The organism is Microbispora amethystogenes, assembly GCF_016863015.1.
Taxonomy (GTDB): Bacteria; Actinomycetota; Actinomycetes; order Streptosporangiales; family Streptosporangiaceae; genus Microbispora; species Microbispora amethystogenes.
The window spans coordinates 155,176-171,380 of the sequence record NZ_BOOB01000016.1; the positions used below are offsets into that span (position 1 = coordinate 155,176).

Sequence of the window (16,205 nt, forward strand, 5' to 3'; positions counted from 1 at the left end):
TATCATGACTTCGGTAATGTCCGCTCCACCCGTCTTCAGCCAGCGTTACCGCTCCCTGAGTGTGGGGATCGTGGCCCTGGTGATGCTCGTGGCGTTCGAGTATCTGGCGGTGGCCACCGCGATGCCGCTGATCGGCCGGGAGCTGAACGGCTACCGCCTCTACGGCCTCGCGTTCAGCGGCGGCATGGCGGCCAACGTCATCGCCACGGTGGTCGGCGGGCGCTGGAGCGACGCGCGGGGGCCGTTCCCCGCCCTGTGGACGGGGGTCGGGGGGTTCGTCGCCGGGCTGGCCGTCTCGGGGTTCGCGCCCACCATGGAGGTCTTCCTCGCCGGCCGGTTCCTCCAGGGACTCGGCGGCGGCCTGTTCAACGTGGCGTTGTACGTCCTCGTCGCCCAGGCCTACCCCTCCGCCATGCACCCGAGGGTGTTCTCGGCGCTGGCCGCGGCCTGGGTGCTGCCGTCGGTGGTCGGCCCGGCGATCACCGGCTTCGTGGCGGAGTCCTGGAGCTGGCGCTGGATCTTCCTGGGCGTGGCGGTGCTGTCGGCCCCCGCCGCGCTGGTGATGTGGCGCGGCCTGCCCGAGCCTGCCGGGCAGCCGAGGGAGGCGATGGGCCGGGCCTTCCTGCCCCGGTTCGCCTGGGGCGTGTGCGCCGCCGTCGGCGCGGCCCTGCTGCAGTACGGCAGCGGCGCCGCGGGCGCGGGGGTCCTGCTGGCGGGCGCCGGGCTGGTGGTCCTCGCGCTGGCGCTGCCGAGACTGCTGCCCCGGGGCACGCTGCGCGCCGCCCGGGGCCTGCCCACGGTGATCGCGCTACGGGGCCTGGCCGCCGGGTCGTTCTTCGCCGCCGAGGTGTTCGTCCCGCTGATGCTGGTCCGGGAGCGGCACCTGAACACGGCCGAGGCCGGTCTCGCGCTCACCGGGGGCGCCCTGGCCTGGTCGCTCGGCTCGTGGATCCAGGGGCGCAGGCCCCACGCGCGGGCGCTGACCATCCGTCTCGGCGCGACGCTGATCGCCGCCGGCATCTGCGTCACCACCCTCGTGGTCGTCCCCGCCACGCCGGTCGTCGTGGCGTTCGCGGGCTGGCTGGTGGCGGGCCTGGGCATCGGCATGGTCTTCCCGACGCTGTCGGTGCTGGTGCTGGAGCTGTCCGCGCCGGGGGAGGCGGGCCGCAACAGCGCCTCGCTGAGCATCGGTGAATCGGTCTTCGCGGTCGTCGCCGTCGCGGTCACCGGCGCCCTGTTCGCGGCGTACGGGGGCAGGTCGTGGGTCTACGTGACGTGCCTCGGCCTGCTGGTCGTCATGGCCGTCACGGCCGCGGTCGTGGGCGGCCGGTTCGAGCACCGCCGTGAACCGGGCACCATGGAGGTCTAGGGACTCCCGGAAATCCCGCCGCGGAGCCCGGCCGTCCGGGCGCGAAGCCCCGGAACGGCCGCCGGCAGGGACAAGGGAAAGAAACGAGGAGATCCGAGTGCCGCGTGTCCGGGAGCTGGAGGTCTTCAGGATGACCCTGCCGTACGGCAGGCGTCCGGAGACCGTCCTGGTGAAGATCACGGACTACGGCGGCATGGTCGGCTGGGGCGAGGCCGTCGATCCGGCCGGTGCCGGGCCGCTGGAGCGGGCCCTGCCCGCGCTCGTCGGCCTCGACTGGGAACACCCGTCGGAGCTGGGGGACAATCCGGGCGGCGCGGCCGGTGACATGGCCTGCTGGGACCTGTGGGGCCGCATGAACGGCGTTCCGCTCGCCCACGCCCTCGGCGGCACCCGCACGTCGCTGATCGCGACGGTCAGGCTGACGGCGGACCGCTCGCTGGAGAGCATGGTCGCCCGGGTGAACCGGCACGTCTGCGCGGGCTACGGGCACGTGACGCTGGACGTCCACCCCGGCTGGGACGTCGAGCCGCTGCGGGCCGTGCGCGCCGCCTACCCCGGCCTGGCCATCGCGGTGGACGGGCGCGGCGCCTACACCGAGATCTCCCAGCTGGAGGCGCTGGACTCCTACGGGGTGGTGGCCATCGAGCGCCCCTTCAAGGACCTGCTGACCAGCGCCGACCTGCAGGACCGGGTGTCGGCCGCAGTCGCGGTCGAGGTGGCCTCCGTGGCCGAGCTGGACGAGGCGATGCGCCTCGGCGCGGGCCGGGCGCTGCTGCTGCGGCCGGCGAAACTCGGCTCTCTCGGCACCGCGCGGCGCGCGCACGACCACGCGGCGGAGGCCGGGTGGGACATCGTCTGCGCCGGCGGCCTCGGGGCGGGACTGGCCCGGGCCGCGACGGTCGCCGTCGCCAGCCTGCCCGGCTGCACCCTGCCCAGCGACGTGGCGGAGCCGCCGCGCAGCGCTCAGGTGGTGCTTCCGCCGGTCGGCGCGTCCGGCGGGGTCGTCGCCGTGCCGCTCACCCAGCCGGGCCTCGGCCACACCGTGGACGAGGACCGCGTGCGCCGCATGGCCCGCGAGTCGTTCCACGTCTGAGAGCGCGGCGGAGGCCGGAAGGGTCGTGTCGACGCCCGCGTCGGCGTTTGTGTGCAGGACGTGGCCTCGAAGGGCGCCCGGGGGCCGCTGTAGAAGGTGGACATATGGGATCGACCTTCGTGATGACGCCACGAGCATAGAGCTCTGATCGCGGCGGTCAGAGGAGATGTCTGCTCTGGGCGAGGAGGTCGCACTGGTCACGCCAGCGGCCGTCGGCGAATCCCATGACGACGTGGGTGGCGCCTGCCGCTCGGAATTCGTTCAGGCGGTGCGCGGCCTCGTCGGGGCTGCCGACGATTGGAAGGCCGGCGGCTTCGATGCCGTACGCGTTCGCGATGGCGGCGGCGATACGGGCGCGGCCGCTTACACCGTCGCCCAGCGCTCCCGTGGTTCCGACGGCGATGTCACGGGGTGAGTCGGCCAGTTCGGCGAGCCGGGCGGCACCGGCGGCGACCTGCGCGGGCGGTATCAGTGACGGGAACCAGCCGTCACCGGCCCGTGCGGCGCGCCGGATGGCGATCGGGGAGGCGTTGCCGACCCAGATGGGCGGTCTGGTGACCGCCGGCGACAGTTCGACGTTGTGTGCGCCGATCCGTACCCGTTCACCGGCGAGCAGCGCGGGCAGCAGATCCAGGGCACGGTCGGTCCGTGGCCCGCGTTCGGCGTAGTCGACCTCGGCCGCCGCCCACTGCCTGGCATCACCTCCGGAGCCGACGCCGAGGATCAGCCGCCCGCCAGACAGGTGCTGGAGGCTCGCGACCTGTTTCGCGGCCCAGGCCAGCGGCCGGATCGCCGGGACGAAGACGCCCGCGCCGATCGAGATCCTGTCGGTGACGGCGGCCGCGGTGGCCAGCGCCGCGACGATGTCGAGCGAGGGGCGCCCCGTCATCAGGTGATCGCCGAGCCACACGCTGTCCATGCCCGCGGCCTCCGCGTGACGCGCCGCGACGCGGAGGTCGATACCGTCGCGCGCTTGGACCTCCAGGGACGGCAGAACGACGCCGACCTTCATTTCACCCATGGGTTCGCCTAGCCGACGGTCAGGACGAGCTTGCCGCGAATGTTCCCCGCCCGGTAGCGACGATGGGCCTCAGCGGCGTCCGCCAGCGGATACGTCCCGAGGATGTCGAAGGCCAGCCGCCCTTCGGCGTAGTGCGCGACGAGCTCGGCCAGCCGTTCCGCAGACCTGGCCCGAGGGGTGACCCGAATCCCAAGCCGCGGCGCCTTCTCATGCTCCACGAGGGTGAGTATTCGGCTCCTGTCGGAGATCAACTTCAGACTGTCGTCGAGAGTGTCACCGCCCACACCGTCCAGACAGGCATCGACTACACCGCGAGGAGCGGCCTGGCATACCCGATCGAGAAACCCGGCACCGTAGCCGACGGGCACGGCACCGAGCGAGCGAAGGAAGTCGTGGTGCGCCGGGCGCGCGGCACCGACGACGTCCGCGCCCCAGATCCGGCACAGCTGAACCGCGACATGCCCGACCGCCCCGGCCGCGCCATGGATCAGTACGGTGTCGCCGGCGCCGACACGGAGCTCCTTCAACGCGATGTCCGCCGTCTGCGCCGCGGCACTGAAGCCACCGGCGACGACCCAGGGCATATTCGCTGGTTTCCTGCAGATCTGGTCGGCGCCTACGACGATGTATTCGCCATAGGCGTTGAGCGTGCCGAACCCGAGCACCTCGTCGCCAACCGCGAACCCGGCCGTGCCGCCACCGGCCTCGTCCACGACGCCGGCGAACTCGTTTCCGGGGATCCGCGGAGTCGCCAGATCGCGGTCACCCTCTTCGCGCAGGATCTGTCCCGCCACGACGGCCACGTCGAACGGCTGCACGCCGGCCGCCTTCACACGAACGCGGACCTGACCGGCACCCACGTGCGGCTCGTCCACCTCAATCAGCCGCAACACCTCCGGACCGCCATACTCGGCAATCGCAGCCGCGCGCATTCCTCTGGTCACCTTCTGCCCCTCGCGTTGACGAAGTTCGCTTGATGTACAGTGAACTTCATCAAGTGGACTTGATGTCAACGCGGTGATCCGCTCAATCCGGAGTGCGGGATGCCCCAAGTCGAACCCGACATGGTCTGGCTCAAACCCGGCCAGGTCGCGGCCCGTGCCGGCGTCGCCGTCTCGGCGCTGCACTACTACGAGAGCCTCGGTCTCATCTACAGCCGCCGCACTCCGGGGGGCAGACGCGAGTACCGCCGCGACACCCTGCGCGCCATCGCGTTCATCCGAGCGGCTCAACGCGTCGGAGTCTCGCTGGAGCGCATCAAGGAAGCGCTCGACCAGCTCCCCGACCAGGGCGTGCCCACCAAGCGCGACTGGGCCCGCATCTCACGGCAGTGGCACGACGATCTGACTCGCCGGATCGAAGAACTCATCGTGCTCCGCGACCGGTTCTCGGACTGCATCGGCTGCGGCTGCCTGTCCCTGAGATCCTGCCCGTACTCCAACCCGGACGACGTGCTCGGACGGGATGGCCCCGGCGCGAGACGCCTCCCCTAGATGTGATGTCTCAGGACGTCGGTTCCACGAAGTCCTCGATCGCGAGTTTCTGTGGAAAGGCGTCGATCGCGCCGGTGGCCGCACGAGGGGAGGCGGGGCTCAGCGCGTCGACGCCGTGGGCTGCGCGCCGCAGCCGTCCTCGATCGGGCTCGGCGTCCCCGGCGACGGCGGCACGGGCGCGGGGGAGGGCGACGGCGGAGAGTGCCGATGCCGGAGCCGCCCCGGACCGGTCGAGGGGGTGGCCGGAGGGGTGGTCTGGGAGTTCAGCGAGTCGCGGATCGCCTTCGCCGTGAGCAGCCGGATCCGGTCCCAGTCGGGATAGGCGGTGTTGACCAGCGGTGGCACGAACTGGAGGCTGGTGACCCCGGCGTGCTTGACCTTCCAGGCCAGCGGCACCAGGTGCTCCAGCATGGGCCTTGGCACGTCGGTGCTGAGGATCCTGCGGGTGGCCGCCGCGATCTGGGTGAACCGCGTGAGCACGGTTGCCGGGTCGGCCTGGCCGAGCAGCGCGCCGAGCAGGCACCGCTGGCGGTGCATCCGGTCGAAGTCGTCGCTGAGCGTGCGGGACCGGGCGTACCACAGCGCCTCGGTGCCGTTCAGGCGGCGGGTCCCGGCCCTGACCACCCCCTCGTCGTACCGGCCGTACACGATGTCGCGGTCCACGGTGAGCACGATCCCGCCGAGAGCGTCGATCATCTTCGCCAGGCCCCAGATGTTGACCAGCGCGTACCAGTCGATCCGCAGGCCGAGGATGTAGCCGACCGTCTCCTTGAGGACCTGGGCGCCCATGTGCCGGTGGCCGCCGAACAGTTCGGGGTGGTCGTCGGCGTACTGCCACACCGAGAACAGCAGGTCCTCCCGCCAGCCGGGACGAAACTCCGGAAGACGGAACCCGAAGGGGAACCGGACGGCCATCGGGCTGCCCGGAGGGAACCGCACGTGCTCCAGGTTGCGGGGCAGGCCGAGCAGCACGGCGCGGCCCGTACGGACGTCGACGCTGGCGACGTTGATGCTGTCGGTGCGCATCCCGATCCGGTCGGCGCCCCAGTCGCCGCCGAGCAGCAGCACGTTGACCCGGTCCCGGCCCGCCCACGGATCCTGCGGCCCCGCCCCGGCGGCGCCCGCCGGGCCGCCCCCGCCGGGCGCGGTGAAGATCGCGTCGAGCGTCCGCTCGGACAGGGCGACGTACCGCGCGGCGACCGCGAACGGCACCGCGACGACGACCGCGAGCGTGCCCGCGGCCAGCCCGGTCAGGATCTGTCCCGAGCGCGGCAGCGCCGCGGGGCGCAGGACGACGTACGAGTGGACGACCAGCCAGAACCAGGCGACGGCGCAGGCCACGAAGACCAGGGAGATCTGGCTCAGCCACCCGAGGGCCCGCCCGGCGAGGCCCGCGTCGGCCCCGGCGGCGACGCCCGCGACGCAGACGACCGTGGTCAGGTAGCCGCCGAGGAGGATCAGCCCCGCGCGGCGGCGGCCCGCGCGCAGGTGCGCCGCGCCCGGCAGCACCGCCGACAGCGCCACCCAGGCGATGAGCGCGACGGCCCCGCGCGCCGGCCCGGCGCGACGCGCCGCCTGCGCGGCGCCCTTCCGGCGTGCCAGACCAGGGGTGACCACGGCTCAATTGAAGCGACACGGACCGCGGAAAACCCGTGACCGCCACGAGCCGGACCAGCCCTTGCCGAATCTTGACCGGGGCGCGGCCCTACCAGGGGAAGGCGAAAAGGCCGTAGTAGGCCGCGGTCAGGAGCAGCAGGGCCGTGCCGCCGAGCACGCCCGCGAGCACGCTCTTCTGCCAGGGCGTCGGCTCCCAGCCGTCCCGCTGGCCGGCGGCGACCGCGGCGAACGTCGCCACCGTCTGCGCCAGCATCGCGACGGCGAGCAGCCGTACGACCAGCCACCCGGCCTGTACGGCGGGCCAGGCGCCCGCCTGGTTCACCGAGAACAGCACGATCAGCGTGATGAACGCCATGACCGCGGCGAGCTCGCCGAGCCCGATCCAGGCCATCAGGCGCAGCCGCCGCCGGATGGCCGGCCACCGCTGGACGTTGGCCTGGAACCGCAGATCGCGCCCGCGCAGGCGGACGACCATCTCGGTCACCGGCGCCGCGACGTAGCCCACCGCGGCCAGGCAGAGCGTCAGCCACAGGATCGTGCTGTCTCCCCACCACGGCGCCGCCGGCACGTCGGCCGCCTCGAAGCGCTGCACCGGCGTCGCCCCCGCGATGGGCACCGAGGGTCTCGCCGTACGCGGCAGGTCCCTGATCCAGTTCGCGAGCGTGGGCAGGTAGCCGGCCGCGAACGTCCCGCCGTTGACCCGCATGGCGTGGTCGGCCCCGGCGAGGAAGCGGATGGTGTAGTCGGCGTCGCCGCCCTGCCGCAGCGCCCGGGTGAGGGCCTGGGTGCTCTCCACGAAGGGGATGGAAGGGTCGTCGGTGCCGTACAACGCGAGCACCGGCTGGGTGATCCCCTCTAGGGCGGGCGCCCCGTCGTAGCGCAGGAAGTCGAAGCCGACGCCGCCCATGACCCTCGTCAGCAGGTCGCGTACGCCGGTCGGGGCGTGCAGGCGCAGCAGTTGCTCGTTGAGCGCCCAGGCGACCTGCCGCAGCGGCGAGACGTTCGGCGAGGAGACGAGGACCACGAACGCCGCCCGGGGGTCGCGCGCGGCGGCGATCGGGACGACCCAGCCGCCCTCGCTCACTCCCCACAGGCCCGCGCGCGCCGGGTCGACGTCGGGCCGCTGGCGCAGCACCCGCAGCATGCGCAGGGCGTCGTCGGCGAGCAGCCCGAAGTCGCGGCTGCGAAAGGAGTAGCCGACCGTCCGCTTGTCGTAGGCGAGCGTCACGATGCCCGCCCGCGCGAGCCACTCGGCCTGCTGGGTGAACTCCCCGCCGTCGCCCGAGCCCGACCCCTGCACGAACACGAACGCGGGGTGGCGTCCGGGGGACAGCGGCGACCTGATCGTCGCCCGCAGCGTCTCGTTCCTCGCCGGCACGAGCAGTTTCTCCGTGCGGAAGGGCCCGCCGCGGAAACCCGCTCCGGCGATCGGCCGCACCTCGGCGGCGGGCTGCGCGGGGATGTCCCGGAACTGGGGCGAGGCGGGAAGCGGCGGCGGGTCGAAGGCCGGAGGGGAGAGCATGTGGCCGATGACGGCGAGCACGACCATCAGCACACCGGCGATCACCCCGAGAGTGCCCCGGCCGATGTTCATGAGGCGCTCCCCATGCGATCTCGTATCCCGAACCCAGGTTAAGTCATTACTCGCTTCCTGCGCGGTGCACGGATGTGACGATTGATGCGTCGTTTGTCGGCGGGACCTGTTAGCTTCCTGCGACATGCGTGTCCTGCACACCTCCGACTGGCATCTCGGCCGCTCCTTCCACCGGGAGAGCCTGCTCGGCGCGCAGGCCGCGTTCGTCGACCACCTCGTCGAGACCGTGCGCGCGGAGCGGGTGGAGGTCGTGCTGGTCTCCGGCGACGTCTACGACCGCGCCCTGCCCCCCGTGGACGCGGTCGCGCTGTGCAACGAGGCGCTCGCCAGGCTCAAGGCGCTGGGCGCGCACACCGTGCTGATCAGCGGCAACCACGACTCCGCCGTACGACTGGGCTTCGGCGCCGATCTCATGGAGCGCGTCCACCTGCGCACCGACCCCGCCCGGGCCTGGGAGCCGGTCACGATCGGCGACGTCGCGTTCTTCGGCATCCCCTACCTGGAGCCCGAGCTCGTCCGGGGACCGTGGGAGCTCGCCGAGCGCAGTCACACCGCCGCGCTCTCGTACGCCATGGACCGGGTCCGCGCGCACCCGGCCGCGCGCAGGGTGGTGCTCGCGCACGCGTTCGTCACCGGAGGGGAGGCGAGCGACAGCGAGCGGGACATCAGCGTCGGCGGGGTCTCCCACGTGCCGCTGAGCGCCTTCGAGGGCGCCGACTACGTCGCCCTCGGCCACCTGCACGGGCGTCAGGTGATGAGCGAGACGGTCCGCTACAGCGGCTCGCCGATCGCCTACTCCTTCTCCGAGGCCGGTCACCTGAAGGGCTCCTGGCTCGCCGACCTGGACGGCGGGCGGACGGAGTTCGTTCCGGCTCCGGTGCCGCGCCCGGTCGCGCGAGTCCGGGGCCGCATCGACGACCTGCTGACCGACGCCCGCTTCGCCCGGCACGAGGACCACTGGCTGCAGGTGACGCTGACCGACCCGGTGCGCCCGCGCGAGGCGATGGAACGCCTGCGCGGGCGCTTCCCGCACACGCTCGCGCTCGCCTTCGAACCGGACGGCGCGACCGGGAGCCCCGCAAGCCCGCCGAGGATCGCCGGGAGGGCCGAGATCGACGTGGCGCTCGACTTCGTCGAGGCGGTGCGCGGCGAGCAGGCCGACGACGACGAACGGCGTCTGCTGGAGGAGGCGGTCGAGGCGTGCCGCATCAGGGAGAGCGTGTGAGCGGCCGGCCCGCGCCGGGTGAGGAGGCACGGTGAGGCTGCATCGGCTGAGCATGGTCGCGTTCGGGTCCTTCCCCGGAACGGAGGAGGTCGACTTCGACGCGCTCGGCGAGGCGGGCCTGTTCCTGATCCACGGGCCGACCGGCGCGGGCAAGACGACGGTGCTCGACGCCGTCTGCTACGCCCTGTACGGGCGGGTGCCCGGCCAGCGGGAGAGCGCCCGCAGCCTGCGCTGCGACCACGCGCCGCCCACCCGGGGCCCGTCGGTGACGCTGGAGGCGACGATCCGGGGCAGGCGCCTGCGCGTCACCCGTTCCCCCGCGTGGATGCGGCCCAAGCTCAGGGGCTCGGGTCTGGTGGAGGAGAAGGCCAAGGCCCTGGTCGAGGAGCTGACCGAGCCCGGCGGGCAGTGGGTCGCGCGCAGCACCCGCAGCGACGAGGCCGGCGACTTCATCGGCACGCTCACGGGGATGAACGCCGCCCAGTTCTGCCAGGTGGCGCTGCTGCCGCAGGGCGACTTCGCGAAGTTCCTGCGCGCCGGGGGCGAGGAGCGGCGCGAACTGCTGGAGCGGCTCTTCTCCGTCCGGGTGTTCGGCGAGGTCGAGCGGTGGCTGGCCGACCACCGCACGCGCTCCGGGCGGGAGGCGCAGGAGCTGTCCCAGCGGGTCGACTCCGTGCTGGACCGCATGCGTGGCGCGGCGGGAGACCTGGCGCTCCCCGAGGACACGGCCGACCCGGAGGCCTGGTCGGGTGAGGTGCTGAGCCTCGCCGAGGGCGCGCTCGCCCACGCGGCGACGGCCTGCGCGGAGAGCCAGGCCGGCCTGCTGTCGGCCCGGAGCCGGCTGGAGGAGGGCAGGGCCCTCGCCGACCGGCAGCGCAGGCACGCCGCCGCCCTGGCCCGGCGCCAGGAGCTCGACGCGGCGGCCGACGAGCGATCCGACCTGGAGGCGATGCTCGACGAGGCGGCGCGCGCCGACCGGGTGCTGCCGCTCGTCCGCCAGGCCGAGCAGCGCGCGGAGGCCGTGGCGAAGGCCCGCCGGGTGGCCGCCGACGCCATGCTCCGCGCGTTCCCCGGCAACTCGGACGACGCCTCGGACAGAACCGCGCGTTGGGCCTCGGGCGGAACTCCGGAGCGGCCGGGCACCGGGCCGGGTGCGGCCCGGCCCGGCGCCCACGTGCCCGGCCCCGAACAGCACGACGGGGAGCAGCCGGACGGAAAGCGTCTGGACCCGGAGTGGTCGAACGGGGAGCGGCTGGACCTCGAGCGGCCGGATCCGGAACGGCTGGCCGCGTTGGAGCGGGAACGGCGCGACGAGATCGCCCGGGTGCGCCAGATCCTCCCGGAGGAGACGCGCCTGCGGGAGGTGCGGGACGAGCGGGCGGGCGCCGAGCGCCTGCTGGCGGAGCTGTCCGGGGAGGAAGCCCGCCTGGCCGGACGGCTCGCCGCGCTGCCCGGGGAGCGTCTCGGCGTCGAGGAGCGGCTCGCGGCGGCGCGTCGCGCGGCGGCGAGCCTTCCGGGCCTGACCGCCGCCAGGGACGCCGCGTTGCGGCTGCGTGCGGTCACCGAGGAGGCCGCGCTGCTCGACGCGGAGCTGACCCGGCTCTCCGGCGACGAGGCGCGGGCGCGGGCCGACCAGCAGGACCTGCCCGCGGCCCTGGCCGACGCCGGGGAACGGCTCCAGGGCCTGCGCGACATGGCCGCGCGGATCCCCGCGCTGGAGGCTGACGCCCGGACGGCGGAGGAGCGGCTCGGCAGCGCGCGGCTCCGCGACACGCTGACCGCCGAGCTGGACGCGGCCGAGCGCGACCGCCGCGCGGCGGTCGACCTGGCCCAGGAGCGCCGGGACCGGCTGCAGGAGGTGCGGCAGGACCGCATCGACGGGATGGCCGCCGAGCTGGCGGCCGGGCTCGTGGACGGCCTGCCCTGCGCCGTCTGCGGCGCCACCGGGCATCCCCGCCCGGCCGAGCCCGCCGTACGGGCCGCCACGGCCGAGGACGAGCAGGCGGCGCAGGAGGCCTTCGACGCGGCGCAGCGCGCCCGTGAGACGGCGGAGGCGAACGTCGCGGCGCTCTCCTCGCGCCTCGCCGACGCGGAGTCGCGCGCCGGGGACCTGTCCCAGGAGGCCGCCGGGGCCGCCCTGGACGAGGCCCGGGACGAGCTGTCGCGGCTGCGCTCGGCCGCTTCGGCGGTCGAGGCGGCCGAGGCGGAGGCAGGCCGGCTCGCCGCCGCCCTGGAGGACGCCCGTGAGCGGGCCATGGAGCTGGCCGGGCTGCTGACCGAGACCAGGACCAGGCGGGACGCCCTGCTCGCCGAGGGGGAGCGCCTCGCCGCACGCTTGGAGGGCGACCTCGCGGACGTGGAGGCCCGGCTCAGCCGGGCCCGGTCGGAGGCGGAGACGGAGGAGGAGCTCGCCTCCCGCGCCGTCCGGCTCACGGCCGAGCTGGAGGAGCTGGGCGAGCGGGCCGCGCGGACCGGGGCGGAGCTGGCCGAGGCCCGCGCCCACCGGGACATGCTGGAGACCGGCGAACGCCGGCTGGCCGGGGTGATCGACGCCGCGCGGGGCGCGGACCCCTCGCTCGCCGCCCGTCTCGACCGCCTCTCGGAGGAGGCCGCCCTGCTGCGTGAGGCGGCCGACGCGGCGCGGACGGCGGCGGCGGCCGGGCGCGAGAGCGAGGCCGCGCGGGCCGCGGCGGCCCGGGCCGCGTCGGGAGAGGGGTTCGCGAGCGTGGAGCACGCCGCCGCGGCGGTCCGCACCCCGGAGGACCGGGAGGCGATGACCGAGCGGCTCGCACTGCTGGACGCCGAGCGCGCCACGGTGGAGGGCCTGCTGGCCGATCCCGAGCTGGTCGCGGCGGCCGCCGAGCCGCCCGCCGGCCTGACCGAGCTGAGCGCCGCGCACGACGCGGCCGAGCACGAGCACGGCGTGCGCGCCTCGGCCCGCCACCGCGGGCGGAGCAGGCTCGACCAGCTCACCGCGCTCGCCGGGGAACTGGACGCCGCGGTGCGCGCCCACCGGCCGGCGGAGGAGCGGCACCGCCTGGCCCGGCGTCTCGCCGAACTCGCCAACGGAACTTCCGGCGACAACCGCTGGCACATGAGGCTGTCGGCGTACGTGCTCGGCGAGCGGCTGCGGCAGGTCGTGGACGCGGCCAACGAGCGCCTCGACCACATGTCGGGCGGGCGCTACCTGCTGCGGCACGACCTGAACCGGACCGCGGGCGACCGGGGCCGGTCCGGCGGCGGGCTGGGCCTGCGGGTGCTCGACGCATGGACCGGGGTGGAACGCGACCCCGCCACCCTGTCCGGCGGCGAGAGCTTCATCACCTCCCTCGCCCTCGCACTGGGCCTGGCCGACGTCGTGACGCAGGAGGCCGGGGGCGCGGAGATCGGCACCCTCTTCGTGGACGAGGGCTTCGGCACGCTCGACGAGGACACGCTCGACGACGTGCTCGACATCCTCGACGGGCTGCGGGAGGGCGGCCGGGCGGTCGGGGTGGTCAGCCACGTCGCCGAACTGCGCGTGCGCATCCCCGCCCAGCTCCGCGTGCTGAAGAACCGCGGCGGCTCCACCCTGTCGCACACCTGACCCGGCCCCTCGCGGGGCCGGGAGGCTCAGGGGGTCAGCAGGTAGGCGTTGTCCTTCCACCAGGTCCAGATGGTCTGCCGGTCGCCCGCCTCGGCGACGACCGCGACGTCCTCGCCGTCGAAGGTCCACGCGGCCAGGTAGGAGCCGTTCGCGCCGGGCTTGCAGACGAGCGTCCCCGTGGCCGTTCCCTCGTGGTTCCAGAGGCTGGAGGAGTCGCCGTTGGCGCAGCCGCGCGACCCCAGGCCCGCGGACAGCCCGGCGAGCCACGCCTTCAGCGCCTTCGCGTCGATGAACCGCATCACCAGCGGGTTCCGCGCCGGGCCGGGGCGCACGACCGCGCAGTTCACCGCGGCGATCACCTTGTCGTTCTCCTGGGCGGGCGCCGGGACGCATCCGGCCAGCACCCGGGAGTCGACGCGGTCGACCAGGGCCTGCTGCCCCACCGTGAACCCCGCCGGAGCCGGCGCGATCGGCGTCGGAGGCGCGGTGCCCATGACTGCCAGGCACTCGGTCAGGCCGAGCCGCCGCGCGCCGGCCGTCCAGGACGGCATCGTGGTGCTCGCCAGCGCCTGCATCGCCGTCATCGTCGCCTGGATCTGGAGCGGGGTGCTCTGGCCCACCTGGTGGTTCACGAGGAACGTCGCGATCGTGGTGAACGTGGCCGCGAAGTTCCGGGTGTCGCGCAGGAGCCCGTCGATGTCGCGGCGATCGTATCCCTCCGGCACCGGGATCTCCGCGAAGTCGGCGCTCATCGCGCGGAACGCCGAGGCGACCTCGTCCATCGACGTCACGACCGAGGCCAGTTCGGGGCTGCGCGTGCCGGCGGGTGGCATCGCCCGTACGACCTGGGCCATCTGGAGCATGGCCGAGTGCAGCGAGGTCTGCATGTCGCCGACGTCGCGCTGGCAGATGTTGTTGGCCTTGAGACGCCACTCGCCGATCGTCGGCCCGGGGGTCCGGTCCACCAGCGCGATCCAGAACGCGCCCACGGTGACGGCGAAGGTGATCAGGGCGCCGGCGCTCTTCCCCGCCAGCATCAGCTTCTCCCGGCCGGTGCGCGGCCGCCTCGCCGGCGGTTGCTCCGGCTCCTGGTCCGGGCTCACGCGACGGTCACCCCTCGCGCGCGGACGTGCCGCCCGCCCGATCGAGGTCCGCCCGATCGAGTTCGCCTCACCACTCGTCCCTTTCCAGCCAGGCCCCGACCAGCAGACGAACCACACGTAACCATAAAAGGGGGAGGGCCACGAGCAGAAGAAATCGAATTGTCACCAGGGATTTTCTCTTCCTGGCCTCCCCAACGAAACGCGCCCGCGAGAAAGTGCCCGACCAGCTTACGGAGGGCCGAATCGGGAAAATTGTCGTGCCCATGGCACAAACGCGCGCAGATTTATCCCATTCGCTCCACCGCCCGGCCGCGATTCGATCAGCCATCAGGCGAAGATTTTTCCCACCTTCTGATCTACAACGTAAAGGCGCTCAGGCGGATTCGATCACGAACGGGCCGTACCGCAGCCACAGGCCATCCTGCGACACGACGTGCGGACGGCGGGCACAGACGATCATCACGACGAGGACGCCGAGGACCGACGACCCGTCGAGCGCCAGGATCGCCAGGCGCAGCACGTCGGGCAGCCCGAAGCGGCGCAGCAACAGATCCACGGCCGCGGTCTCCGCATGCCCACGTTGAAAACCCTGATGCCGCGTCAAGCCCAACGCGTGCTACATCGGCAGCCAGCGGGAGGCCAGAAGGTAGCCGCCGTAGACGAGCGACGCGGTGGAGACCAGCAGGAACAGCAGCACCCAGAGCGTGCCGGGCACGTGGGTCAGCCGGGCGAGCTGGTCGGCGTCGGAGTCCGGGGCATGGCCGACCCGGCGCTTGGCCTGCAGTTCGAGGATCGGCCGCACGCCGCCGAGCAGCAGGAACCACGCCGCGGCGTAGGCGCCGGCGGACTGCACGTCGGGCGGGGCGAACCAGGACAGCGCGAAGACCGCGCCGCCCACCACGAGCAGGGACACCGCGCCGAAGACGTTTCTGATCATCAGCAGCATGCACGTCAGCAGCGCGAGCACGGCCCATAGCAGCAGGGTGATCCGCCCGTCCGCGACCAGCCAGGCCGCGCCGAGGCCGATCAGGGACGGCGCGACGTAGCCCGCCGCGGCGGTGGCGACCATGCCGGGCCCGGTCGGCCGGCCCCGGGTGAGCGTCACTCCGGAGGTGTCCGAGTGGAGCCGGATGCCCCGCAGCTTGCGCCGGGTGAGCACCGCCACGAGCGCGTGACCGCCCTCGTGCGCGATCGTGATCAGGCCGCGGGAATAGTGCCATGAGATCGGATAGGCGACTACCGCCAGAGCGGCGAACCCGGACAGGACGACCAGCCAGAGCGGGGGCGCGACCTGGGTGGCGGTCAGATGGTTCCAGAGGGCCTTGAGGGGGGTCACGCCCGGAATCGTACGGCGGCGGCTCCCGGAGTGCTCGCCGCGGGCGGCGGCGGGTCGTGGGACGGCGCCGGGTTCGCCGGCGTCAGCGCGCGGGGGCGCGCCCGGCCGGCGGGGCGCCGGCCGGGCGTGATCGTTACACTCGGGGCGTGGATGCCGAGCGACCCGTCGGTGTCGGTCCGGCGACGCCGGCGGACACGGAGTCGGTCCGGCGCATTCTCTCCGAGTCGTGGGGCGGCCCTTACGTCGCCGTCCACGCGGAGCTCATCGACGCGTCCGCGCAGCGAGCACTCCTCGCCAGGGTGGCGGGGCGGCCCGTGGGACTGCTGACCTACCGCGCGGTGTCCGGCACCGAGTGGGAGATAGTGACACTCGACGCGGTGGAGGCCGGGCGGGGTGTCGGCCGGGCCCTGCTGGACGGGCTGCGGGCGGAGGCGGCATGGGAGGGCGTCACCCGGCTGTGGCTGGTCACCACCAACGAGAACGTCCGGGCCCTGCGCTTCTACCAGCGCTACGGGTTCGACCTGGTGGCCGTCCATCGGAACGCGGTCGAGGCGGCGCGCAGGCTGAAGCCCTCCATCCCCACCCACGACGACGGCATCGCGATCCGTCACGAACTCGAACTCGAACTGCTCCTCTGAGGCGGCACGACGTTCGGCGTGCGGGTCGAGATCGAGGAGGACCGGCCTGCTCTCCGTGCCGTACGCCGGGGCCACGCGCTGTCCTCGTGCCGGCGGCTGAATCGTCGGAGATCAGCCGCCTTATCCAGGA

13 protein-coding genes are annotated in these 16,205 nt (G+C 73.6%); 6 read left to right on the forward strand and 7 right to left on the reverse strand.

Translation table 11 applies throughout. The features are described 5' to 3' along the window. Nucleotides 1–4 precede the first annotated feature (4 nt). Both Mam01_RS12240 and Mam01_RS12245 read left to right on the forward strand, forming a co-directional pair. Entirely contained in the window at nt 5–1,369 is a 1,365-nt protein-coding gene (locus tag Mam01_RS12240; protein ID WP_239101244.1) for an MFS transporter, read from the forward strand. Nucleotides 1,370–1,466: 97 nt separating this feature from the next. Next, nucleotides 1,467–2,462, forward strand: coding sequence for an enolase C-terminal domain-like protein (locus Mam01_RS12245; protein ID WP_204285472.1), 996 nt, complete (start codon nt 1,467–1,469; stop codon nt 2,460–2,462). Nucleotides 2,463–2,619: 157 nt separating this feature from the next. Here Mam01_RS12245 and Mam01_RS12250 read toward each other — a convergent pair whose 3' ends face one another. Both Mam01_RS12250 and Mam01_RS12255 read right to left on the reverse strand, forming a co-directional pair. Further along, complete coding sequence (locus tag Mam01_RS12250; RefSeq protein WP_204285473.1) at nt 2,620–3,483, reverse strand: LLM class flavin-dependent oxidoreductase; 864 nt, start codon at nt 3,481–3,483, stop codon at nt 2,620–2,622. Between the two features lie 8 nt (nt 3,484–3,491). Continuing rightward, nucleotides 3,492–4,427, reverse strand: coding sequence for an NADP-dependent oxidoreductase (locus Mam01_RS12255; protein WP_307819987.1), 936 nt, complete (start codon nt 4,425–4,427; stop codon nt 3,492–3,494). Between the two features lie 99 nt (nt 4,428–4,526). Here Mam01_RS12255 and soxR point away from each other — a divergent pair, with 99 nt between their 5' ends. Next, the gene (gene soxR, locus Mam01_RS12260; protein ID WP_204285474.1) at nt 4,527–4,976 is read left to right on the forward strand and encodes a redox-sensitive transcriptional activator SoxR; all 450 of its coding nucleotides are present in this window, start codon (nt 4,527–4,529) and stop codon (nt 4,974–4,976) included. A 99-nt stretch (nt 4,977–5,075) separates the two neighbouring features. On the opposite strand, the gene Mam01_RS12265 is transcribed toward soxR, so the two are convergent. Then, nucleotides 5,076–6,593 carry an LCP family protein gene (locus Mam01_RS12265; RefSeq protein ID WP_204285475.1) on the reverse strand — a complete coding sequence of 506 codons (1,518 nt, stop codon included), beginning with the start codon at nt 6,591–6,593 and terminating at the stop codon, nt 5,076–5,078. Nucleotides 6,594–6,681: 88 nt separating this feature from the next. Then, nucleotides 6,682–8,187: an alpha/beta hydrolase family protein gene (locus Mam01_RS12270; RefSeq protein WP_204285476.1), complete on the reverse strand. Its 1,506-nt coding sequence runs from the start codon at nt 8,185–8,187 to the stop codon at nt 6,682–6,684. 124 nt (nt 8,188–8,311) lie between these two features. On the opposite strand from Mam01_RS12270, the gene Mam01_RS12275 reads away from it, so the two are divergent. Continuing rightward, complete coding sequence (locus Mam01_RS12275) at nt 8,312–9,412, forward strand: exonuclease SbcCD subunit D (protein ID WP_204285477.1); 1,101 nt, start codon at nt 8,312–8,314, stop codon at nt 9,410–9,412. A 31-nt stretch (nt 9,413–9,443) separates the two neighbouring features. Further along, on the forward strand, nt 9,444–12,998 hold the full coding sequence (locus Mam01_RS12280; protein ID WP_204285478.1) for an AAA family ATPase: 3,555 nt from the start codon (nt 9,444–9,446) through the stop codon (nt 12,996–12,998). A gap of 26 nt (nt 12,999–13,024) precedes the next feature. Here the strand turns inward: Mam01_RS12280 and Mam01_RS12285 are convergent, their stop codons facing one another. From Mam01_RS12285 to Mam01_RS12295, 3 genes are all read right to left on the reverse strand, one after another. Then, nucleotides 13,025–14,101: a hypothetical protein gene (locus Mam01_RS12285; protein WP_204285479.1), complete on the reverse strand. Its 1,077-nt coding sequence runs from the start codon at nt 14,099–14,101 to the stop codon at nt 13,025–13,027. A gap of 373 nt (nt 14,102–14,474) precedes the next feature. Next, complete coding sequence (locus Mam01_RS12290) at nt 14,475–14,657, reverse strand: hypothetical protein (RefSeq protein ID WP_204285480.1); 183 nt, start codon at nt 14,655–14,657, stop codon at nt 14,475–14,477. Nucleotides 14,658–14,717: 60 nt separating this feature from the next. After that, complete coding sequence (locus Mam01_RS12295) at nt 14,718–15,437, reverse strand: M50 family metallopeptidase (RefSeq protein ID WP_204285481.1); 720 nt, start codon at nt 15,435–15,437, stop codon at nt 14,718–14,720. Nucleotides 15,438–15,583: 146 nt separating this feature from the next. Between Mam01_RS12295 and Mam01_RS12300 the strand changes: the two genes are divergently transcribed. Continuing rightward, nucleotides 15,584–16,075, forward strand: coding sequence for a GNAT family N-acetyltransferase (locus Mam01_RS12300; RefSeq protein ID WP_204285482.1), 492 nt, complete (start codon nt 15,584–15,586; stop codon nt 16,073–16,075). The last annotated feature ends 130 nt before the right edge of the window (nt 16,076–16,205 follow it).